Origin of the sequence: Nocardia sp. NBC_01730 (assembly GCF_035920445.1) — a bacterium.
Taxonomy (GTDB): Bacteria; Actinomycetota; Actinomycetes; order Mycobacteriales; family Mycobacteriaceae; genus Nocardia.
Window position 1 is genome coordinate 7,727,814 of the sequence record NZ_CP109162.1, and the last position, 20,922, is coordinate 7,748,735.

Sequence of the window (20,922 nt, forward strand, 5' to 3'; positions counted from 1 at the left end):
TGCTAACGGTGCGAACCGTGGACCAACTGGCTGTCGGCGTCCTACGCCCACTGCGGTGCTACGCCTACCGCCACCGGACGGTCGTCGGAGTCGTCGAGGGTCGGCTGTGGCTCCGGTAGCGGATCGTGTGAACTCGGATCAGGCAGGCTTCGGACCTGCTCGGTGGCGAAGGTGATGGCACGGCCGTAGCGGGCGCTGGCGGCATCGTGGATGAGCAGCGCGACGCCGATCATCACCGGCGCCACTCCGTGCATAGCGGCGTCGAACCACCGCCCGGCACTCATATACGGGTAGGTGTTCAGACCGACTGTCAGTGCCAGTAGCGCGACTTCGGCGGCCGCGACCTGGCTGCGGTTGTCCAGCACACCCCATTCGGTGACCTTGTTGGTGCCGATCATGATGATGATCAGCGACACGCTGATCATCGCCTCGAGCAGATAGCTGAACCAGTACAGCGGATCGTCCGGCCCACCTGGCGCGATGTTGTGCTGGACGTTGACCGCCGACCACAGCATGCCCGCGGCGACCACGCCGGCCAGCGCCCCGAGCGACCACGAGCGGTGCCGGTACAGGGAGGCCAGCCTCGCGTGCGGGCTGGACTCGCGCCGCTGTGCGGCAATGGCTTTGCGTGCCAGCAGGAGATCCCTGATGTCCGCCTTCTCGATGGCCTCCGAGGTGTGCCGCGCGCGGTCGGACGCCTCGGCGGTGGCCTCGGCCTGCTTCCAGCGCTGCTCCCGGTTCTGGGTCCGGATCCGTTCGGCGAGTTCGCGTTCGGCGTTCAGTTCTTCCTCTGACAGCGCGCCGGTCAGCGCCGGATCGAACTGGTATGCGAGGCGGCCGCGGGCCTTCTCGACCCGCGTCGCCAGCCGCGCGACATCGTCGTCGAGGGGATGTTCGTCGAGCATGCGGCTCCAAACGGTTGGGCGGAGGGGAACTCGAGAAACCGTAGACGCCGACACGGACTTCGTTCATCGAACGCGCAACAATAACTCGCTGACCGGACGCGGACCGGCGGCGTCAACACCTCCTATTCTTAGTCCATTCCCGGCCGGAGCGACAGCCCAGAGGGAGACCTGGGGCCGAAGTGCCAGGTCGGCCACCATCTTTCAGGCGGCGTTGTCCGGCCATGGCCGTTCACTCCCAGGGCACTCGGCACGAATCCGTGCTGAACCCTTGCGCGGTGATGCCCAGCGCGGAGTTGAACCGGGCGCGCGAATTCTCCAGCGCGATCTGGTAACTGAGCTCCACCACGCCCGCCCGGCCGAAACGTCGCTCGAGATCGGCGACCTGCACGTCGGTGACGGCGGTCGGGGTCGCGGTCATCGCGTCGGCGTAGGCGATGGCGGCGCGCTCGTCGTCGGAGTACAGCGGCGACGTCGCGTAGTCGGCGATGTGTTCGAGCCGCTCGACATCCAGCTCGCCGAGGCGCATGACCATGGCGCCGAAGTCGACACACCAGGAGCAGCCGACCGTCCACGCGGTGCGGTAGACGGCGATCTCGCGGATGACGGCGGGCAGGACGGTGCTGGCCTTCTCCGCCGCGACCTCGTGGACCGCGCTGGCGGCGAGTAGTTTCGGATGGTTGGCGGTGACCGCGAAGGGTTCGGGCACTTCGTGGAACCGGCGCTTGGCGAGCCGATACAGCAGCTTGGTCGCTGGTCCGGCCTGCTGCGGGGTGACGGCGGCGATGCGGGTGGCGCCCATATCGATCTCCTTCGATCAGTGGATGTGGTTCCTACTTCTCGGACGAGAGACCGCGACGAAATGTGATGGGACCACGGTGTGACCTGGCGCACCAGGGTCCCCACAGCGGGCTACTCGGGCTCGACCCGCGTGTCCTCCTGGCTCCAGTAGGCGCGCATCCCGGTGATTCGGCCTTCCTCGTCGAAGTCCATCACGTCGATCGGTGACGGGACGAAGCGCTGTCCACCGACCATGGACTTTCCTCCGAATTGAAACACGTTCTAATTCGGTAGCCTAGCAGGGCCCTCGCGTCCGTGGTCGAGGCTCGATCTCGCCCGTCTCGTCCAGCACGACGACCCGGACCCCGGTCGCGAGCAGTGTGGTCGCCGACAGTCCGAACATGGTGCGGAAGGCGTCACTGAAATGGGAGGGACTGGCGAACCCGGCGTCGACGGACGCGCTGGTGAGGCTTGCTCCCTTGGCGATCGCCCGGCCGGCGCCGAGCATTCTGGCCCAGAGTCGATACCGCCGGAACGAGGTCCCGGCCTGCGATGAGAACAGATGCAGGAATCGGGATTCCGACAGGTGCGCCGCCGCGGCGAACCGGTCGGCGGTGATTTGGCGGGCGGGATGTGCGAGAAGAGTGGCCATCGCCTCCCGGACGCGGTCGTCCATCGGCGGACGCGGTGCCGCGCCGACGAGATCCGCCAGTGCCCGAGGATCGGGCCGGTCCTGGCCCGCGGCTTCCGCGAGCCGGGTCTCACCCCGGTGCGAAAATCCGAAACCTCTGTCCCAGAGCGTCATTTGCTCGCGGCATGCACGCGCTCGAGGTGAGCCGGGATCGAGATAGCAGAACATCATGCGGTCGCCGTCCGTGACGACCCGATGCACTGTTCGTGGCGGGATCAGCGCGCTGCGCACCGTTCGCGCGATTCCGTCCGCCTCGAGCCCGAATGGAGCGTCCACCCCGATCGCCAGGCAGTCCACCGCGGTCGAATGGGCATCGAGGCGCAGCGACGGCCCGCGATAGATGGCCTGCCCGGCCCACAGCCACAGGGCTGCGGGCCGGTGCGCCTCCTGCGGAATGTTCATGCTCGCCATGCTGGCACGGACGAGGCGCGGCGTGGAAAAGCCGATTGTTCTGTTGTCGCGCCCGCGCTCGTGGGACACGGTGACGATCGGTCAGCCGATCGCGCCCCATGGAGGGGATCGCCGTTGATCCCCCTGGTTCGCCGTTGAACCTCGATCCCGCGTTTTGAGCCGCCGTTCATCCTGTCGTGGAAAACGTCGCCGGTGTTACCGCACTGCGGTGGCCTCTTCGGTGTAGTCGCCGTACTGGGGTGTGCCCGCGGTGCGATACGTGCCGATGACGACGCCGCTGCTGGTCACGCGGGAATCCGTGAGCCGGAGGCCGGTGGGTTGGACGTCGTCGGTGAACAGCCGTGGGTGACACCGTCGCTGGCATCTTCTTGCGGCTCACCGGGTGCTTGGTAGACGCCGTCGAGGGTGTCGAACTGGGTGAGGGACAGCTCCATGACGTGGTGTTCCTTTCGTCCTCTCCGGCGGCCGAACGTGGGCGGGTTGCCTGTTCGGACGGTGCAGACCCGGATAAGTCATCGCTATTTCCGGTGCTGCGGCCCCGGTGTGTCGACCTTGCGCTCTCGGTGGCGTGATGTTTACTCGGTCCGGTCAACCGGATGTTCGAGTGAGTGGAAGCGGAGGAGACATGGCACTGCCTACCATGACCGCAGAGCAGCGCACCGAGGCGTTGGCCAAGGCGGCTGCGGTCCGCAAGGCACGCTCCGAACTGATCGGCAAGGTGAAGGAGGGCAAGGTTTCGGTTGCCGACCTGCTGAAGAAGGCCGATTCCGACGAGCTGGTCAAGAAGACCAAGGTCGCCGCTGTGATCAAGGCACTGCCCGGCGTGGGCCCGGTGAAAGCGGCGAAGCTGATGGACCAGGCGGAGATCCCTGAGGACCGCCGCATCGGCGGCCTCGGCGCGCGCCAGCGTGCGGCGCTGCTCGAGGCGCTGAAGGACTGACGGGCGCGGCACGGTACGCCGGACCGGGGAACGAACGCTCACGTCGGCGGCACGCGGCGCGGGCGCTCGTTCAGGAGTTCAGGAAGAACGCGGCGTCGTATCGCAGCCGCACCGGATCACGCCCGTGGTGACGACGACCGCCCACGGGCGTCCCGGACGGGAGTCTCCCGCGCCGATCAGCACGACCGTCCACGGTGTCGGTCAGCGGGACGTGCGCGGACGGCGGCGTGGGAAACGGACATCGATCGGACGCGGGTCCGACAGCGGAATATCGCCGCGCGGCGGAGCGAAGACGCAGACCAGTCCGCCGACGATGAGCAGGAATGCGGCGATCAGGCTGATCGTGTAACCGGCGGTGCCCAGCCCGTCGGGCCGGTGAAAGGTGTGATAGACGAAGTGCGGGAGGCCGAAGGTCAGCCAACCGACGCCCGCGATCCGGGCGGCCGCGGTGCCGTCGACGACGAGAGCGGCGATCGTGACGGCGGTGAGTGCCAGGAAGAACGCCCCGACATCGGCCGCCAGGTGATGGTTATAGGGACCGTCGACCGCCACCCACTGCGTGCCGAATCCGGGAAAGCTGGTGTACCAGGAGTGTGGCGCCAGCGTGGCCCAGAGCCCGATGATCCCGCCTTGGACGGCCAGGATGACCAGGACAGTCCGTGTGATCAGCAAGCGGCGACGATACTGCTCGAATCGCATGCGTACACGCAGGCCCTCGCCAGTCCCCTGCACTGAGATACGCATCGGTCGCTCCGTTCGCCTGTCGCAGTTCCGACTCCGTGCAGCCACGGTAAGACGGACAATCCGATACAGGCAATAGTGCGTCACGCCAATAGTGCGGCGCCTCCCGGTTCGGCACGGACCCGCTCAGGGCGACTGTAGACGTTCATGGTGTCCCCGCGGAGGAAACCGATCAGCGTGAGCCCGGCCTCGGCGGCCAGGTCGACCGCGAGCGAACTCGGTGCCGACACCGCGCCGAGCATCGGGATACCCGCCATGACGGCCTTCTGCACCAGCTCGAACGATGCGCGCCCGCTGACGATGAGCACCAGATCGTGTGCGGGAATACGGTTCTCGCGCAGTGCCCAGCCGATCACCTTGTCCACCGCGTTGTGCCTGCCGATGTCCTCGCGCACCGCGAGTGCCACGCCGTCGACGGTGAACAGGCCCGCGGCGTGCAGACCGCCGGTGGCGTCGAACACCGACTGTCGGCCGCGCAGTGTATCCGGCATGGCGGCCAGCACGCGGCTGTCCACCGCCGGACCGTCCGCGGGCGGCGGGAACCGGGTGCGGGTGCGCACCTCGTCCAGGGCGGTCTTGCCGCACAGGCCGCATGCGCCGGTGGTCAGGAATGCACGGGTCGGGACGGGGACCGGGGCGCGCAGCGTGATGTCGAGAACGTTGTAGGTGTTGCTGCCCTTGTCGTCGGTGCCCGCGCAGTACCGCGCGGCCATGATCTCTTCGGCGGCGTCGATCACACCCTCACTCAGCAGGAATCCGTGCACCAGGTCGACGTCGTTGCCCGGGGTGCGCATGGTGACCATCAACGGCTGGCCGCCGATGCGGATTTCGAGCGGCTCCTCGACGGCGAGGGTGTCGGGCCGCTGGATTTCGCCGGAGGGGGAGATCCGGCGCATGCGGCGGCGGGCGGTGACGCGGCTCATGGCTGCCCCTCGCTGCCGTTCGGCTCCGTCTTCCACCGAAGTGCCGTGGCGCGGATCGGCTTGTTCATACCGCGCTCGGTTCGAATCGGATGGTGACCGCTTTGGACACCGGCGTATTCGAGCGTGCCGCGACATGATCCAGTGGCACCAGGGGGTTGGTCTCGGGGTAGTAGGCGGCCGCGTTGCCGCGCGGGGTGGGGTAGGAGACGAGGCGGAATCCTTCGACGCGGCGCTCCGTGCCGTCGGTCCATTCGGAGACCACGTCCACCAGGTCACCGTCGGCGAAACCGAATTCGGTGATGTCATCCGGGTGCACAAGTACCACCTTGCGGCCGCCGTGCACGCCGCGGTAGCGGTCGTCGAGGCCGTAGATGGTGGTGTTGTACTGGTCGTGGCTGCGCAGTGTCTGGAGGATGAGCCTGCCCTCGGGCACCGGTAGCCAGGTCAGTTCGTTGATCGCGAAGTTGGCTTTGCCGGTGGTGGTGCGGAATTCGCGGTTGTCGCGCGGTGGATGTGGGAGTCGGAAACCGTTGCGCTGCCTGACCTTCGCGTTGTAGTCCGCGCAGCCGGGCACGACCCGGGAGATCGCGTCGCGAATGGCGTCGTAGTCGCAGGCGAACCGTGCCCATGGTACCGGATGGTCCGCGCCGAACAGGGCGCGCGCCAGCTCGCAGACGATCGCGACTTCGCTGCGCAACTCGTCGCCGACCGGCTTCAACCGTCCGGTGGACAGGTGCACCATCGACATCGAATCCTCCACCGACACCTGCTGTTTCACGCCGTCGCGCAGGTCTTCGTCGGTGCGGCCGAGGGTGGGCAGGATCAAGGCGGTCCGTCCGTGCACGACATGGCTGCGGTTGAGCTTGGTGGAGACCTGCACCGTGAGCGTGCAGCCGCGCAGCGCGGCCTCGGTCACCGCGGTATCCGGGGTGGCGGAGACGAAGTTGCCACCCATGCCGAAGAACACCTTCGCACGACCCTCCCGCATGGCGCGGATGGCCTCGACCGTGTCGAAGCCGTGCGCACGCGGGCTCGTGATGCCGAATTCGCGGTCCAGCGCGTCGAGGAAATCCTCGGGCATCTTTTCCCAGATGCCCATGGTGCGGTCGCCCTGGACGTTCGAGTGGCCGCGTACGGGGCAGACGCCTGCGCCAGGTTTACCGATCATGCCGCGAAGCAACAGCAGGTTGGTGGCCTCTTCGATGGTGGCGACGGCATGCTTCTGCTGGGTCAAGCCCATGGCCCAGCACATGATGATGTTGTTCGACCGCGCGAAGAGTTCGGCGGTGCGGTCGAGTTCATCCCTGCTCAAGCCGGTCGCCGCCAGCACGGTGGCGAAATCGGCAGCCCGCACGTTCTTTTCGTACTCGGTGAATCCGGCGCAGTGGGCGTCGACGAACTCCCGGTCGACCACCGTTCCCGGCGCGCGATCCTCGGCTTCGAACAGCAGGCGCCCGAGCGCTTGGAATAGGGCCAGGTCGCCACCGAGGCGGATCTGCAGGAAGTCGTCAGCGATCGCGACGCCGCCGGCGACACCCTTGACCGTCTGCGGGTCGCGGAAGCCGAGCAGCCCGGTCTCCGGCAACGGGTTCACGGCGATGATCCGTGCGCCCTTCGTCTTCGCGCCCGCCAGTGCGCTCAGCATGCGCGGATGATTGGTGCCCGGGTTCTGGCCCGCGACGATGATCAGATCCGCGGCATCGAAGTCGTCGATCGAGACCGAGCCCTTGCCGATCCCGATCGAGGTCGACAGCGCGGCGCCGGAGGACTCGTGGCACATGTTCGAGCAGTCCGGCAGGTTATTGGTGCCGAAGCCGCGCACCAGCAGCTGGTAGAGGAACGCGGTTTCGTTGCTGGTGCGGCCGGAGGTGTAGAACACGGCTTCGTCTGGAGCGGCCAAGGCGTGCAACTGATCCGCGATCATGCGGTAGGCGTCGTCCCAGGCGATGGGGGAGTAGTGGGTGTCGCCGGGGCGCAGCACCATCGGGTGCGTGAGCCGGCCCTGCTGGCCGAGCCAGTACCCGGATTTGTCGCTCAGATCCTCGATCGAGTGCGCGGCGAAGAACTCCGGACCGACCGTGCGTAGTGTCGCCTCCTCGGCGACCGCTTTCGCGCCGTTCTCGCAGAACTCGGCGGGCCTGCGATGGCCGGTCGGCTCCGGCCAAGCGCAGCCGGGGCAGTCGAAGCCGTGCACCTGGTTGACGCGGGCGAGGGTGCGGGCAGTGCGAATCACGCCCATCTCCTCGACCGAGCGTTTCAGTGCCACCGCCACGGCGGTGACGCCGGCGGCCTGCTCCTTGGGCGGAGTCACCGTCAGCTCGGACTCGTCGATATCCCGGATCGGCCCGTTTCGGTGCATGACGTCATTGTCCTCTCCGCACAGTCCGCGTCGGGTATGGGACCGGCTACCCGCATGGTAGGCACCGCCGCGCGGTGACGCGGTCGGCGTCGTGTGGATTCTGTCCGGCCACCCGGCGTCGTCGGCTCGGCCGCGCGGGCCGCGGCGGCGTGCCGACTCTCCTTCGGTACACAGCGAATCGGCAAGCGCCGCCGCTACCGTCGTCGTCAGGTCCGAGACGACTGCTCAGCCTCGCCGCTGTGCGCCTGCGATGTCGGCGACACCTGTGCAAGAGTCGTCGCCGCGATAGGTGAGGACGCGCTCGCTGATGCGGACGCGCCAGCCGGGCAGGAGTTCGGTAGGGGCCGTGCCGATTCGGGTCCACTGGTCGGTGCCGGGGGCAGCGATGAAGGTGCCCGAGGTGGCGGCAGCGTCACGCACGTAGACCTTGCCGCCGTCGACCGACACATAGGCGTGGACGCGAGAGACGTGGCGGTCCCGCTGGATGACGATCGGATCGGCGGTCGCCGCGCGGACCGACTCGTCCACCTGCGGACCGCGCCCGATGACGTAGGGGCGGTCCAGCGGATATGCTGCGCCGTCCGCCGCGACCAGCGCGCCGGCGGCGGCGTCCCCGGCCATGGCGGACGGACGAACGACGCGTGTTCCTCCGTTCTCCAGTGCGGCCTTGCGCAGCGCGATTGGCTCGGGGAGCGCCTGCGCCGCCGACTGCACCTGAGACCAAGCGAGCGGCCGGTCCGCGGCGGGCCGGGGCCGGCGCGGCTTGGCCGGTGGGCGCGCAGATTCGGTAGGTGGGGCGGCGGGAACCGACGCGGCGGCTTCGGACGTGCCGGTCGGCTCGGGCATCGCATCGAACCCTGACGCGGCCGTGGGGGCGAGCTCGGGCTCAGAGCCGGCGGCGCGCTCGGATGGCGACGTCCTGACGGCGGACCCGGTGGCCTTCCCGGCCCGCCGCACCGCGGCGTGCAGGACGAAGCCGCCGCCGGGGACCATGCCCGCGCGCAGATCGGTGCGCGGCAGCGGAGTCAGCGGTGCGCCGGTATCCGCGCCGATCGTGATGCGCCGCACCGGCTCGCGCACAATCTCGTCCACCCAGGTGAAAGCCCGTGCGCCGGCCAGGCGGCGGGTACCCTCAGCGCCCTGGATCTCGGCGGTCACCGGTCCGCGCAGCAGGATCAGCATTCCGTCCGTCGTCGGTGCGACGACGCCGAACGGCGGCGGCTGCGAGGTGCTGCCGAAGATCGCCGCGGCCAGGCGCTCGGCCAGCGCCGCACCGGGGTGTTCCTCGTCGGCCAGGGCCTCGATGATGCCGAGTATTCGATCTGTAGAGGCGGTTTCGCCACCGAGGTAGGTGACAACCGCACCGAAGCGGGCGACCAATCCGTCGCCTGGTGCGATACCTATGGTGGACGGATTTCTGAGCACCCGCGCCCTCCTTCCCGGCGCAACTACCGGCATACCGAAGCAGCATAGAGTGTCCGCGCCGTCCGAGCCCTGGCCTCGAGGCACTCCTCAGTAGGGTTCGTCAGGGTTCGTCTTTCTCCCACGTCGCTGTCCGATGGCCGAATTCGTCGCTGCCGTACGTCTTCTCGCCTCCGGGCTCGACCGCGGTGACCTGGGCTTTGTGGTATTCGACCCATCTGAGCGCAGTCCATGCGTGTTCATTCCCAACTGTGGCAAAGGTCTCGGCAACGAGTATCGGTGTTCGGTTGGGCATCGTGGCATGAGCCCGGTGCACCCGAAACCCGCCACCGTGACGGCCATCCAAGGGACCCGACTGGATGGCCGGCGTGTGCCGGCCGGAGTCGACGCGGGCATTCGGTCGTGACGCCGGGCCGAACCGCCTCGAATTCGGTGCCGTCGCACACAAGCGCGGCGTGACCGAATGCCCTGGCAGCGCCCGTTCTGCGAACGGCGTTCGTGTCAAACGATGTTCGTCACGGACTATGCTCGGATCATGAGTGCAGCACCTGTCAGCCGTCGAGCCCGCCCGGCCAAAGCTCCACTGAGTCGCGAAGTGATCATCGAGACCGGTCTGCGCATCCTGGACCGGGACGGCGCGGCGGCGCTCACCATGCGCCGCGTCGCACAGGACCTGGATACCGGTGCGGCCTCGCTGTACGTCTACGTCGCCAACCGTGACGATCTGATGGGCGCCATGCTCGACCACGTGCTCGGCACCGTTCCGGAATCGGTCGGGGCGACCTGGCGCGATCGGCTCACCGTATTGGTCGAGTCCACGGTCGAGGCGATGAGCCGGCACGAGGGGCTGGCCCTCGTCGCGCTCGGTGCGATTCCGGCAAGCCCGAACGCGCTGCGCCTGGTGGAACGGATGCTGGTGCTGCTCGCGGAGGCGGGATTGGACGACCGCACAAGTTCCTGGGCGGTGGATCTGATCTACCTGCATATCACCGCGGCGGCCGCCGAGCAGAGCGCCTACAACACCAAGGACGGCACCGAGCAGGACTACGTTGCGGCCGTCGAGCAGTACTTCGCCCAACTGCCCGCCGACCGGTATCCGACGATTGTGGCGATGCGCGACACGATGCTGGCAGGCAACGGAGACGCGCGCGCAGCGTGGGCGATGCGGGTACTGCTCAACGGCATTCTCGCCACGCCCGCCGACCGACAGTGATGATCGTTCGCTGACGGTAGGTTGGCCCCGCGCCAGTCCGGAACGGAGTGGTTACCCACGTTTGCGGCGGAAGGCATCGACACCGTTGCGCTGGACCATCGAGTATGCCGTTCGCCACCGCGAGCGCTGGGGCGCAGGCTCGGCGCCCGCAGCCATGCGGTGCAACTGATCGGTGTGCCACTGCAGATCCACCGCTCCGGCGAGCGAGCGAACGGTGCGCGAGCGCGAGATCGGGTCCGTGCGCACCCGTGACACCCGAGCACTGGGCAGCTGCTCGTGCCCGGCGAGCAAGGCCAGGCCGGCGTCCGGGAGCAGGCACACCGGTCGCCCGAGGCCGACAATGTCGCAGTCACCCGTTTCCAACGCCGCCACGATGGCCGCGCGCGACCGGAATCCGCCGGTGACCGCGAGGGGGGTGGCCGCGGTGGTGCGGACGGTGTGGGCGTACTCCAGGAAGTAGGCCTCACGCTGCTGAGTGCTCCCAAGGCGATCGGTGGGGCGGCCCATCATCGCCAGCGACTCGAAGCTGCCGCCGCTGATCTCGAGCAGGTCGATCCGCTCGGTCGCCAGTCGGGCAACGACATCGCTGGACTCATCCTCGGTGAAGCCTCCGCGTTGAAAATCGGCGGAGTTGAGTTTCACCGAGACCGCGAACCGCGGGCCTACGGTGGCACGGACCCGCCGCACGATCTCGAGCAGGAACCGCGCCCGCCGGGCGGGGTCACCGCCCCAATTGTCGTCGCGGTGATTAGCCAGAGGCGACAGGAACTGCGATACCAGGTACCCGTGTGCGGCATGGATCTGGACTCCGTCGAAACCGGCTTTCTCGGCGATCAGCGCTGTCGTCGCGAACCGGTCGATGATGTCGTGGATGTCGGGCTCGGTGAGTGCGGTGGGAACCCGGAATCCAGGGATGTCGGGGGCTATTGCCGACGGGCCCACCGGCGCTTGTCGATTGACAACGGGATTGGCTTGGCGACCGGGGTGGCAGAGCTGCATCCAGATCGGCGACCCGCCGGCATGCGCTGTCTCGGCCCATTGTGTCAGTGTGGCCAGGTCCCGTTCGTCGTCGACCACGATATTGCCCGGCTCGCCCAGTTGTGCTCGATCGATCATGACATTGCCGGTGAGCAGCAGGCCGAATCCGCCTTCGCTCCAACGACGGTAGAGCCGCAGGATCCGGTGGTCGGGACTCTGTCCCGAGTCGCCGAGCACCTCGCTCAGCGCGGCTTTCATCACCCGGTTGGGCAGTACCTGGCCACAGGGAAGTGGCAAGGGATCGGACAGGATCACCAGCGAACCTTAGCTGCCAGAGTCGGCATTCGTCCTCCTCGAACAAGTTGCACTCTGGCCCGTCGAGCGACGGTGGATCGATGCGATCCATCCGGAATACGTGCACACTGACGTCCTGAGATGAGGAGGAAGTCGTGTCCGCTCCTGCTATAGCTGTTGTTCCGGGTGGTCTTCCCCTGTTGGGGCACGCGTTACAGTTTCGGAAAGATCCGCTGGGGTTCTTCGGGTCCCTGCGTGAGCATGGGGATATCGTCCAGGTCAGGCTGGGGCCGCAGCGGGTGTATGTGCTCAACTCCGCGAAGCTGGCCCACGAGATGCTTGTCGACAAGCCGCGCAAGTTCGACAAGGGTGCGTCCATCGAAATTACCCGTGACCTGGTGGGTTACGGTCTGGCCAGCTCCGAGGGCGAGATGCATCGCGGCCACCGGCGACTGATGCAGCCGGTGTTCCGCCGTGAACGAATCGTCGAGTACGCGCGGATCATGCGGGAGCAGATCGTCGAACAGACCGGAACGTGGCGCGAGGGGCAAATTCTCGATGTCCGCCAGGAGATGGCCGCGTTGAGTTTCGCGGTGGCCGCCAAGACACTGGTGTGCTCCCACCATGGCAAGGAACTGGAGCAGGAGATGCGGCTGAACATGCCGCGCATATTCGAACTGTTGTACCAGCGGATGATCGCGCCGCTACCGGTGTTGAACAAGCTGCCGTTGGCACGCAACCGGGAATATGCGTCGTACCTGGCCCGACTGCATCCGATAGTCGACAAGCTCATCGCCGAATACCGCGCCGGGGGCGACGGCCGTAACGACCTGCTGGCGTTGTTGATCGAGGCGCGGGACTCCGAAACCGCGGGCGGGCTGTCCGACGAGGAGATCCACGACCAGATCATCACGATCATGGTGGCCGGGTCTGAGACCAACTCGGCCACCCTGACCTGGGTGTTCTACCTGTTGACCAAGCATCCGGAGGTGGAGCGGCGGCTCCACGAGGAGGTAGATCGGGTACTCGGCGACAGGCCCGCGGACTATGCGGATGTCCCGAACCTCGTCTATACCGCGCAGGTGATCAGTGAGGCATTACGGTGCTACCCGCCCGCGTGGATACTCACCCGGCGGGCCAACGAAGATCTCGAACTCGGCGGTCACGCGATCCCGAACGGATCGTCGGTCATGCTCTGCTCGTATGCGGTGCAACGTGATCCGAGAAATTTCTCCGACCCCGACACGTTCGATCCGGACCGGTGGTCTCCGCAACGGGTCGGAGAGATCCCGCAAAAAGCCATGTTGCATTTCGGTGCCGGTCCCCGGCGTTGCATCGGTGACGTGTTCGCGGTCGTGGAAGCTACCCTCGCGGTGTCGACGATAGCCGCCCGCTGGCGGCTCCGCCACGATCCGGCTGTGACGATGGACTTGGAGACGGTTGTCGCAGCGACTCTGATCCCACGCAGCCTGTTGTTGACTGTGGAAAAGCGACATTGACGTGGGCGGCATCCTGCCGGCCACGGCTTTCACCGTCGTCGCGGCCGTCTCGACCCGGCCCGCGCCGACCGAACCGCACCGGTCTTCGGGCCGAGCCAGAATCCTCCCCATATTGGGAAACCATCCGGTCCGCATCGTCCATACACTCCTCCACAACGCATGGCCTCCACCGAGGGACTGGGGCCGGAGGTGGGCTGCCCCCGGAGTACTCGGGTCGGCCCGATAGGAGAAGCACAGATGACTGCCGTCGAGAATGACACACAGGTGAACGAGTTCGTGCGCGGCGACTCGGAACGGCTGGAAACGGATCTTCGGGTATTCCTCTCCGAACTGACAGTCTCGGCGTCGCAAGTGGCAGGCGCGGCCTACGGGCCGCGGGAACTGGACACCGCGCTGCGGCAGTCGTTTCACGACCCGATCACCGACGCGCTCGGCTCGAAGGTGGGGCAGGAGGCCTTGCGACCGGCAGGCGGTCCCGGCTTCCGGCCATCGATTGTGTACTGGGTCTTCCGCAACTACCGGGGTTTCGCCAGCACCGGCGAGGCGGCTGCCGATTTGGCGGTCATCCGCCGGGTGGCGGTCGCGGTCCGAATTCTGTTGAAGGCCGCGGTCGTTCTCGACGACATCGAGGACGGTAGTGCGGTGCGATACGGCGAGCCCGCACTGCATGCCACCCACGGGGTTCCGCTTGCCCTCAACACCGGAGCCTGGATGGTGCTCGCCGCGCTGCGCCACGTGCAAACGCCCGCCGTCGTGAACTACCTCGTGCAGACCGTCGAGAACGGCTTCATCGGTCAGGCGATAGATATGTCCACCCGGCTGGCCGAGGTCCGGCGCGACATCGTCGCGGCCGAGGTGAACGATCGGGTGAAGTTCTGGGAGTCGGTCGCGACGCTGAAGACCTCGACGCTGTTCCGGATGCCGCTGAACGCGGCCGCGACCGCGCTGCGGGTGCCGGACGACGAACTGACGGTTCTCGACGACGCGATGCGGCAGCTGGGTTTGGCGAGCCAGATCTTCAACGACCTCACCGATTTCGTGCCCGAGTTCGGCGGCGCCAACACGTACGAGGATTTCGACGGGCTCACCAATCGGGTATGCCTCGAACTGCTCGGCGCCGAACCCGGGTTGCCCGAGTTCGGCACCGACATGGTCGGAGACCGGTTGAAGACGTTCACGCTCGGTCACCCCGAGCTCCGCGAGACGATCGTCGAGCTCGCCGGACAGGCGGTCGACCTCAAGGAAGAGGCCAAGAGCCGGATTCACCAACTGTGCCGATCGACCGACAGCGCGACGTATTTCGACATGACGATCGATCGCAAGGGTCACGTGATGGACCGGCTGTACGCCGCGGTTCGCGCATGATCATGAAGCGGCTTCGCGCCGAAACCCGGGCATGGCATGACGCATTGGAAGCAACGCCGTTCAGTCTCGAGCTTCTGAGCCGAACACTGTTACTCGGCCGATATGTGGGCCAGCTGAGGGCTTACCGAATCATCCTCGACACCCTGGAGACCCGGCTGGCCGACTCGGACGACCCGATCGTGACCGCGGTGTGGCGCTCGGACCTCGCGAAAGTGCCTCTGCTGGAGCAGGATCTGGAGTTCTTCGACACCGTGCCCGCCGACGCCATCGCGGCCACGGCAATCACCGTGGCGGACCGGTTCGCGGCGGTGATCTCGGACTGCGTGACGAAAGACCCCGTCTCGCTGCTGGGGTTCCTGTACGTCATGGAAGGTTCCACGATGGGTGGATTGGAGCTGACACCACATGTCCGGGCGACATTCGGACTCGCCGACGGTCGTGGGCTCACCTACTACAGCAGCGGTGACCGGCAACGCTGGACAGCCTTCGCCACTCGGATGGATGAAGCCGTTGTCGACGAGCCCCTACAGCAACTGGTGCTGGCGGCGGCGGACAAGGGCTACCGAGCGATAGCGGACACGCTCGCCGCACTGTCTCGTCCGGATCGCGAAGAATCGACGCCTGGTGAGTGAGTAGCGTCGATCGGTAGGGGCCTCGGGGGCTGACCCTCGCAGGAGGTGCCGTGCCGGGTCGGAGTGGGCGCGCGCCGGTCCTCGTCGTTGGCTGAGGCCGCCGCCGTGCCAACAGTGGGCGGAAAACTCGCTGGCCCGGTCGCGGCCTTCGGCGCACAATGGCCCGATGATCCGCCCAGCGACGACGCATGACCTTCCAACGCTCCAGGACATCGAGCGCGCGGCCGGTGCGCCGTTCGCGGAGGTCGGCATGACAGCAGTGGCCGACGACGAGCCGCCCGCACTGGACATGTTGCGTGAGTTCCAGCGGGCCGGGCGGGCCTGGGTCTGGGCCGACGACGCCGACCACCCGATCGGCTACCTGATTCTGGGCGTGGTCGACGGCGTCGCCCACATCGACCAGGTCTCGGTGCACCCCGATCACGCGGGGCAGCGGATCGGCAAGCGCCTCATCGACCAGGCCGTGCGGTGGGCCGAAACCGAGGGAATGGGGGCGATCACGCTGACCACGTTCACCGAGGTCGCCTGGAACGGGCCGTACTACGAGCGACTCGGCTTCCGCTACCTGCCGGTGCACGAGGAGACGCCCGGCCTGCGGGCGCTGCGCGCGGCCGAACGCGCCCACGGCCTCGACCGGTGGCCGCGCGCGTGCATGCGCGCGGAACTCGCCGCGTGGTCGATGGGCCGACCCGAGCACGGGTGCGTCGAGAACGGGTCCTAGGAGATCGGCGCGAGCGCCGCCGCGGCGGCCGGGGCGGCGGCTGCCCGGTCCTCGGCGACCAGACCGATGCGGGTGCGCCGATCCAGCAGATCATCGGCGTCGAGCGCGCCCTCCTGTGCGACCGCGAACGCGAATTCGGCGCCGATCACATCCATTCCGGGCGCCACCGGTTCGGCAAGCGCAGGATCGCGGCGCACCGCGGCCAGGACAGCGGCCGCCTCGCTGCCGTAGCGCTCGATCAGCACCGGCGGGGCGGCGATGCGATCGCGGGCCGCTCCGGAGACCGCGCCCACCAACGGAATTCGCCGAGTGCGGCACGGCCTCGCAGTGAGCCTGCCGTACGCGACCGCCGCGTCGACGGCGTCCTCCGCCATCCGCCGATAGGTGGTGAGCTTGCCGCCGACAATCGTGACGACACCGGTGGGCGAGCGCAGCACCGCGTGTTTGCGCGAGATGTCGGCCGTGCTGTCGTCGGCGGTCTGCAGTAGCGGGCGCAGCCCCGCGTACGACCCACGAATATCGGCGCGCGTCAACGGCTCTCGCAGCGCGGGGTTGATGGTGTCGAGCAGGAAGTCGATTTCGGCGTCGGTCGGCTTCGGCTCGTCGGGCACGGGTCCCGGCGCGTCCTCGTCGGTCAGGCCGAGGTAAACCCGGCCGTGCGCGGCGGGGAAGGCGAAGACGAACCGGCTGGTGCCGCCGGGCACCGGCACAGTCAGCGAGGCGTTGAGGCCATCGAAGGACGCGGCGGAGAACACCAGGTGGGTGCCGCGGCTCGGGCGCAACTCGACGCTCGGATCGACCTGGTCTGCCCATACGCCGGTGGCGTTCACCACGGTGCGCGGCCGGAGCCCGATGGTCTCGCCGGTCAGAGTGTCGCGCAGCGTCGCCGAATTTCCGGTCACGTCGAGGGCTTCCGCACGGGTCAGCACCGTCGCGCCCTGCGCCGCAGCGGTGCGCGCCAGGGCGACCACCAGGCGTGCGTCGTCGACGAGCTGCCCGTCCCACGACTGCAACCCGCCGCGCAACCCGTCGCGGCGCACGGTCGGCGCGAGCCGCAACACCTCGGCGGCGGCGACGCGGCGTGACCGGGGCAGGATCGCGGCAGGCGTTCCCGCGCCGCGCCGCAGCGCGTCACCGGCTAGGAAACCGGCGCGGACCAGCGCGCTCCGCGCGGGGCCGAAGCCAGGGATCAGCGGCACCAGCTGCGGTAACGGGCGCACCAGATGCGGCGCCGTTGTGCGAATCAGGATGCCGCGTTCCACCGCGCTCTCGTGGGCGATGCCGACCCGGCCGCCGGCCAGGTAACGCAGCCCGCCATGGATCAGCTTGGAACTCCAGCGGCTGGTGCCGAAGGCCAGATCGTGGCGTTCCACCAGGACGGTCCGCAGGCCGCGGGCGGCGGCGTCGAGCGCGGCGCCCGCACCGGTGGCGCCGCCGCCGATCACCAGGATGTCGATCTCGGCGCCGTCGCCGAGCCGCCGCAGATCTGCGGCGCGGCGGTCGGCGTTCAGCGCGGAGTCTCCGGTGCGCACCCAATTCGTGGTCATCGCAATGCCTTTCCGATCGAGGAGCGTGCCGCCGTGCTCATCGCGGCTGGTTCCGGCCGTCGCCGAGATAGCCGTCGATCGCGCGACGGAGCTCGGTGTCGAGGTCCTCGCCCGCGAGGAGCGGCGCGACGGTGCCCGCCGACTGCACCGCGGACTGGGCAATCAGCAGCACCATGGTGGCCATCCGGTCCGGATCGCCGTCGCGGATGGAGCCGTCCTGCCTGCCCTCGCGGATGCCCGCGGCGAACAGCTCGATCAGCGCCCGCTGGTTGCGGCCGAGCCTGCCGAACACATAGGTGAGCATCAGATCGGTGTCGGTGCGGAAGATCTTGCCGAACAACGGATTCGACCGGACCTTCGCCGCGCCCGAGACCACGCCTTCGACCAGCCTGGCGCGCGCCGTGCCCGCGGTCGGCATGGTCGCCGCGACGATGCCGCGCAGCTCGCGAACCAGTAGCTCGGCCACCAGCGAGCCGGTGTCCGGCCAGCGGCGGTAGACGGTCGGCCTGCTGACGCCCGCCCGGCGCGCGACCTCGGTGAGGGTGGTGCGGCGCACGCCGAACTCCTGCACGCAGGCGCGGGCCGCGTCGAGGATCGAGAGGTCGATAGCGGAGAGCGCGTTCTCGGCGTCTTCGGTGGTCCCATCGGGAGCGGTCAAGGTGTCACCACTGATAAATCGGTCCGTCGGAGGCTCGGCCGCCGACCAGGAGAAGGGGGGCTGACGTTCATTACTACTTGACAGTACATGTCAGACTGTAACGCATGGTGGAAACGCAGCAGCACACCGTCGAAGATTCGGCTCTTCCGGCTGACACCGCCGTCAGCGGGCCCGCGGCGCGCATGGTCTGGGATGCCTGGGGTATCCCTACCGAACACAAACCACTTTCGGCGCGGGTCCGTGGCCTGCTAGCGCAGGTGTTCGGTGTGTCGGGCGAACCGGTGGCGCGACGCGATGAGGGCGACGTGCCACTGCGCGAATCGGCGCTCACGCCCGCGCAGCGAGCCGGGTTGGTCGAGGTGGTCGGCGCCGACAACCTGTCGGCCGACCACCGCGACCGGCTACTGCACGCGGGTGGCAAGAGCACGCCGGATCTGTTGCGCCGCCGCGCTGAGGGCCCGCAGGACGCGCCCGACGCGGTCGTCTTTCCCGCCGATCACGACCAGGTCCTCGCCGTGCTCGCCTATTGCGCCGAGCACGCCGTCGCCGTCGTTCCGTTCGGCGGCGGCACCAGCGTGGTCGGCGGCGTCGATCCCGTGCGCGGCCGATTCGACGCCGTGATCGCGCTGGATCTGCGCAGGCTCGACACCATCACCCGGATCGATCCGGTCAGCGGCACCGCGACCCTCGGCGCGGGACTCACCGGTCCGCGCACGGAGGAACTGCTCGGCGCGCACGGCCTTTCGCTCGGCCACTTCCCGCAGAGCTTCGAATTCGCCAGTGTCGGCGGTTTCGCCGCGACACGGTCCTCCGGCCAGGCGTCGGCGGGCTACGGCCGGTTCGACGACATGGTGCAGCGGCTGAAGATCGCCACGCCCAGCGGCACCCTCGAACTCGGCCGCGCCCCCGCCTCGGCCGCGGGACCGGACCTGCGCGAGCTGTTCGTGGGCTCCGAGGGGACGCTCGGCGTGATCACCGAGGTCACGCTCCGGGTGCATCCGGTCCCGGAAGCCGTCGCCTACCAAGCATGGTCGTTCCCGGACTTCGAAACCGGTGCAGCGGCACTGCGCTCGGTCGTGCAGGCCGGCGCGGCGCCCACCGTCCTTCGGCTGTCCGACGAGGCGGAGACCGGAATCAACCTGGCCCGCTCCGGCGACATCGGCGGCAACCCGATAGCGGGCTGTCTGGCCATCACGACCGTCGAAGGCAGCGCGGCGCACGTCGCGGCACGCAGCGCCGAGGCGAACGCCCTGCTCGCCGCGGCGGGCGGCACCGCGCTCGGGCCTGCGCCCGCCGAGGAGTGGGAGCACGGACGCTTCGCCGCGCCGTATCTGCGCGACGCGCTGCTGGACGTCGGCGTGCTGTGCGAAACACTCGAGACCGCGACCACCTGGTCGACCGTGACGGCGCTGAAGGCGAAGGTGACCGGCGTGCTGACCGAAGCGCTCGGTGGGCAGGGCACGCCGCCGCTGGTCATGTGCCACATCTCGCACACCTACCCGACCGGCGCGTCGCTGTACTTCACCGTCATCGCCAAGCAACTGGACGACCCGATCGCCCAGTGGCAAGTCGCCAAGCACGCTGTCGGCGACGCCATCGTGGCGGCGGGCGGCACCATCACCCACCACCACGCGGTCGGCACCGACCACCGGCCGTGGCTACCGGACGAGGTCGGTGACCTGGGTGTGCGCGTCTTGCGCGCGGTGAAGGCCGAACTCGACCCCGCAGGCATATTGAATCCCGGGAAGTTGGTGTCGTGACCGGGAGTTCGCTCGTGCGGGCGATCACCGTGGTGACCAATCCGCAGTCCGGGCTCGGCAGGGGAAGCGGCATGGCGAGTGCCGCGATCGCCCGGTTCCGGGCGCGTAGCGCCGAGGTCACCGAGGTGTGTGCCCCGACGGTCGCCGAATCGGTTCGGCAGGTGCGGGATTCGATCGTGGGTCCGGGGCCGAAGCCCGACGTGGTGGTCTGTATCGGTGGGGACGGTCTGATCAACGTGATGCTCGCGGCCATCGCCGAGACCGGCGTCCCGCTCGGCATGGTTCCCGCGGGCACCGGCAACGATCTGGCCAGGGAGCTCGGCGTGCCGACGGACGCCCCGATCGCCGCGGCCGATCTCGTGCTCGACGGGCGGACCAGGGCCATCGACCTCGGCCGCATCGAGTTTCCCGCGCCCGGCGCGACGCCGATGTGGTTCGCGACCGTGACCGGCACCGGCTTCGACGCACGAGTCACCCTGCGCGCCAACGACATGCGCTGGCCGAAGGGGCGGCTGCGCTACACGGTCGCGGCGCTGGCCGAGGTCTCCGGCCGTTTCACCGTGCCCTACCGCGTCGAGCTGACCGGTGCGGTCACCGAGGGGCTGACCAACCCGGGTGCGGGCTCTCTGCTGGAGACCGAGGCGGTCATGATCGCGGTCGGCAACACCCGCACCTACGGCGGTGGCATGCTGATCTGCCCGGATGCGGTGCTGGACGACGGACTGCTCGACCTGACCGTGGTCGGCCCGCTATCCAGGGTGGAGATGCTGCGCCTGCTGCCCGCGCTGTCGGCGGGCAAGCGCCAGAATCATCCGGAGGTCAAGCAGTTCCGGGCCGCGGCGGTCACGCTGACCGCGCCGGGCGCGCCCGCGACCGCGGACGGCGAGCCCGCGGGCACGTTGCCCATCACCCTCCGCGCGGTGCCCGGGGCACTGACCGTCCTGGTGCCTTGATCACGGCCCCAGGCCCGACTGCAATCAGCCTGATCAGCACGAACCGCCCCAACAATACTGAAAGGACACCCCATCCAGGCCCGTGGAACTCGGCAGTCATGTCACCTCCGGCACGGAATGATCAACGCGGCTT

Annotated in this window: 20 protein-coding genes; 8 read left to right on the forward strand and 12 right to left on the reverse strand. The window is 68.3% G+C overall.

What is annotated here, in order from left to right; all coding sequences use genetic code 11:
- Positions 1–41: 41 nt before the first annotated feature.
- The 5 genes from OHB12_RS32105 to OHB12_RS32125 all read right to left on the reverse strand — a co-directional run bounded on the left by OHB12_RS32105 (position 42) and on the right by OHB12_RS32125 (position 3,218).
- A complete protein-coding gene (locus tag OHB12_RS32105) occupies positions 42–905 on the reverse strand; it encodes a hypothetical protein (protein WP_327113659.1) in 864 nt (287 codons plus the stop codon).
- A 229-nt stretch (positions 906–1,134) separates the two neighbouring features.
- Complete coding sequence (locus tag OHB12_RS32110; protein ID WP_327113661.1) at positions 1,135–1,704, reverse strand: carboxymuconolactone decarboxylase family protein; 570 nt, start codon at positions 1,702–1,704, stop codon at positions 1,135–1,137.
- Positions 1,705–1,814: 110 nt separating this feature from the next.
- Positions 1,815–1,937, reverse strand: a complete 123-nt coding sequence (locus OHB12_RS32115; protein ID WP_327113663.1) for a hypothetical protein — start codon at positions 1,935–1,937, stop codon at positions 1,815–1,817.
- Positions 1,938–1,977: 40 nt separating this feature from the next.
- Positions 1,978–2,775 (reverse strand): helix-turn-helix domain-containing protein, encoded by a 798-nt coding sequence (locus OHB12_RS32120; protein WP_327113665.1) that lies wholly within the window; start codon positions 2,773–2,775, stop codon positions 1,978–1,980.
- A 293-nt stretch (positions 2,776–3,068) separates the two neighbouring features.
- Positions 3,069–3,218, reverse strand: a complete 150-nt coding sequence (locus OHB12_RS32125; protein WP_327113667.1) for a hypothetical protein — start codon at positions 3,216–3,218, stop codon at positions 3,069–3,071.
- A gap of 191 nt (positions 3,219–3,409) precedes the next feature.
- Between OHB12_RS32125 and mihF the strand changes: the two genes are divergently transcribed.
- Entirely contained in the window at positions 3,410–3,724 is a 315-nt protein-coding gene (gene mihF, locus OHB12_RS32130; protein WP_040865486.1) for an integration host factor, actinobacterial type, read from the forward strand.
- A gap of 201 nt (positions 3,725–3,925) precedes the next feature.
- On the opposite strand, the gene OHB12_RS32135 is transcribed toward mihF, so the two are convergent.
- The 4 genes from OHB12_RS32135 to OHB12_RS32150 form a co-directional block, all read right to left on the reverse strand.
- A complete protein-coding gene (locus OHB12_RS32135; protein WP_327113670.1) occupies positions 3,926–4,468 on the reverse strand; it encodes a hypothetical protein in 543 nt (180 codons plus the stop codon).
- A gap of 80 nt (positions 4,469–4,548) precedes the next feature.
- Positions 4,549–5,388, reverse strand: a complete 840-nt coding sequence (fdhD, locus tag OHB12_RS32140; RefSeq protein ID WP_327113672.1) for a formate dehydrogenase accessory sulfurtransferase FdhD — start codon at positions 5,386–5,388, stop codon at positions 4,549–4,551.
- Between the two features lie 64 nt (positions 5,389–5,452).
- Positions 5,453–7,747 carry an FdhF/YdeP family oxidoreductase gene (locus OHB12_RS32145; protein WP_327113674.1) on the reverse strand — a complete coding sequence of 765 codons (2,295 nt, stop codon included), beginning with the start codon at positions 7,745–7,747 and terminating at the stop codon, positions 5,453–5,455.
- 225 nt (positions 7,748–7,972) lie between these two features.
- A complete protein-coding gene (locus OHB12_RS32150; protein ID WP_327113676.1) occupies positions 7,973–9,172 on the reverse strand; it encodes an FHA domain-containing protein in 1,200 nt (399 codons plus the stop codon).
- A gap of 532 nt (positions 9,173–9,704) precedes the next feature.
- Between OHB12_RS32150 and OHB12_RS32155 the strand changes: the two genes are divergently transcribed.
- Positions 9,705–10,382, forward strand: coding sequence for a TetR/AcrR family transcriptional regulator (locus OHB12_RS32155; protein ID WP_327113678.1), 678 nt, complete (start codon positions 9,705–9,707; stop codon positions 10,380–10,382).
- 51 nt (positions 10,383–10,433) lie between these two features.
- Here the strand turns inward: OHB12_RS32155 and OHB12_RS32160 are convergent, their stop codons facing one another.
- Entirely contained in the window at positions 10,434–11,678 is a 1,245-nt protein-coding gene (locus OHB12_RS32160) for an NADH:flavin oxidoreductase/NADH oxidase family protein (RefSeq protein ID WP_442800157.1), read from the reverse strand.
- 131 nt (positions 11,679–11,809) lie between these two features.
- Between OHB12_RS32160 and OHB12_RS32165 the strand changes: the two genes are divergently transcribed.
- The 4 genes from OHB12_RS32165 to OHB12_RS32180 all read left to right on the forward strand — a co-directional run bounded on the left by OHB12_RS32165 (position 11,810) and on the right by OHB12_RS32180 (position 15,871).
- Positions 11,810–13,153 carry a cytochrome P450 gene (locus OHB12_RS32165; RefSeq protein WP_327113682.1) on the forward strand — a complete coding sequence of 448 codons (1,344 nt, stop codon included), beginning with the start codon at positions 11,810–11,812 and terminating at the stop codon, positions 13,151–13,153.
- Positions 13,154–13,390: 237 nt separating this feature from the next.
- Positions 13,391–14,518 (forward strand): polyprenyl synthetase family protein, encoded by a 1,128-nt coding sequence (locus tag OHB12_RS32170; protein WP_327113684.1) that lies wholly within the window; start codon positions 13,391–13,393, stop codon positions 14,516–14,518.
- On the forward strand, positions 14,515–15,150 hold the full coding sequence (locus OHB12_RS32175) for a biliverdin-producing heme oxygenase (protein WP_327113686.1): 636 nt from the start codon (positions 14,515–14,517) through the stop codon (positions 15,148–15,150). The genes OHB12_RS32170 and OHB12_RS32175 overlap by 4 nt, the downstream gene beginning before the upstream one ends.
- Positions 15,151–15,316: 166 nt before the next feature.
- Entirely contained in the window at positions 15,317–15,871 is a 555-nt protein-coding gene (locus OHB12_RS32180; RefSeq protein WP_327113688.1) for a GNAT family N-acetyltransferase, read from the forward strand.
- Here OHB12_RS32180 and OHB12_RS32185 read toward each other — a convergent pair.
- Both OHB12_RS32185 and OHB12_RS32190 read right to left on the reverse strand, forming a co-directional pair.
- Positions 15,868–17,418: a glycerol-3-phosphate dehydrogenase/oxidase gene (locus OHB12_RS32185; RefSeq protein ID WP_327113690.1), complete on the reverse strand. Its 1,551-nt coding sequence runs from the start codon at positions 17,416–17,418 to the stop codon at positions 15,868–15,870. The genes OHB12_RS32180 and OHB12_RS32185 overlap by 4 nt on opposite strands.
- A gap of 37 nt (positions 17,419–17,455) precedes the next feature.
- Positions 17,456–18,076: a TetR/AcrR family transcriptional regulator gene (locus OHB12_RS32190; protein ID WP_327113692.1), complete on the reverse strand. Its 621-nt coding sequence runs from the start codon at positions 18,074–18,076 to the stop codon at positions 17,456–17,458.
- A gap of 182 nt (positions 18,077–18,258) precedes the next feature.
- On the opposite strand from OHB12_RS32190, the gene OHB12_RS32195 reads away from it, so the two are divergent.
- Together OHB12_RS32195 and OHB12_RS32200 are read left to right on the forward strand one after the other, a co-directional pair.
- On the forward strand, positions 18,259–19,836 hold the full coding sequence (locus OHB12_RS32195; RefSeq protein ID WP_327121665.1) for an FAD-binding oxidoreductase: 1,578 nt from the start codon (positions 18,259–18,261) through the stop codon (positions 19,834–19,836).
- Complete coding sequence (locus OHB12_RS32200; protein WP_327113694.1) at positions 19,833–20,789, forward strand: YegS/Rv2252/BmrU family lipid kinase; 957 nt, start codon at positions 19,833–19,835, stop codon at positions 20,787–20,789. The genes OHB12_RS32195 and OHB12_RS32200 overlap by 4 nt, the downstream gene beginning before the upstream one ends.
- Positions 20,790–20,922 lie beyond the last annotated feature (133 nt).

Coding starts and splice junctions, on each gene's coding strand:
- OHB12_RS32105 (WP_327113659.1), bottom strand. CDS start 905: ATGCTCGACGAACATCCCCTCGACGACGATGTCGCGCGGCTGGCGACG.
- OHB12_RS32110 (WP_327113661.1), bottom strand. CDS start 1,704: ATGGGCGCCACCCGCATCGCCGCCGTCACCCCGCAGCAGGCCGGACCA.
- OHB12_RS32115 (WP_327113663.1), bottom strand. CDS start 1,937: ATGGTCGGTGGACAGCGCTTCGTCCCGTCACCGATCGACGTGATGGAC.
- OHB12_RS32120 (WP_327113665.1), bottom strand. CDS start 2,775: ATGAACATTCCGCAGGAGGCGCACCGGCCCGCAGCCCTGTGGCTGTGG.
- OHB12_RS32125 (WP_327113667.1), bottom strand. CDS start 3,218: ATGGAGCTGTCCCTCACCCAGTTCGACACCCTCGACGGCGTCTACCAA.
- mihF (WP_040865486.1), top strand. CDS start 3,410: ATGGCACTGCCTACCATGACCGCAGAGCAGCGCACCGAGGCGTTGGCC.
- OHB12_RS32135 (WP_327113670.1), bottom strand. CDS start 4,468: ATGCGTATCTCAGTGCAGGGGACTGGCGAGGGCCTGCGTGTACGCATG.
- fdhD (WP_327113672.1), bottom strand. CDS start 5,388: ATGAGCCGCGTCACCGCCCGCCGCCGCATGCGCCGGATCTCCCCCTCC.
- OHB12_RS32145 (WP_327113674.1), bottom strand. CDS start 7,747: ATGCACCGAAACGGGCCGATCCGGGATATCGACGAGTCCGAGCTGACG.
- OHB12_RS32155 (WP_327113678.1), top strand. CDS start 9,705: ATGAGTGCAGCACCTGTCAGCCGTCGAGCCCGCCCGGCCAAAGCTCCA.
- OHB12_RS32170 (WP_327113684.1), top strand. CDS start 13,391: ATGACTGCCGTCGAGAATGACACACAGGTGAACGAGTTCGTGCGCGGC.
- OHB12_RS32175 (WP_327113686.1), top strand. CDS start 14,515: ATGATCATGAAGCGGCTTCGCGCCGAAACCCGGGCATGGCATGACGCA.
- OHB12_RS32180 (WP_327113688.1), top strand. CDS start 15,317: ATGATCCGCCCAGCGACGACGCATGACCTTCCAACGCTCCAGGACATC.
- OHB12_RS32185 (WP_327113690.1), bottom strand. CDS start 17,418: ATGACCACGAATTGGGTGCGCACCGGAGACTCCGCGCTGAACGCCGAC.
- OHB12_RS32195 (WP_327121665.1), top strand. CDS start 18,259: ATGGTCTGGGATGCCTGGGGTATCCCTACCGAACACAAACCACTTTCG.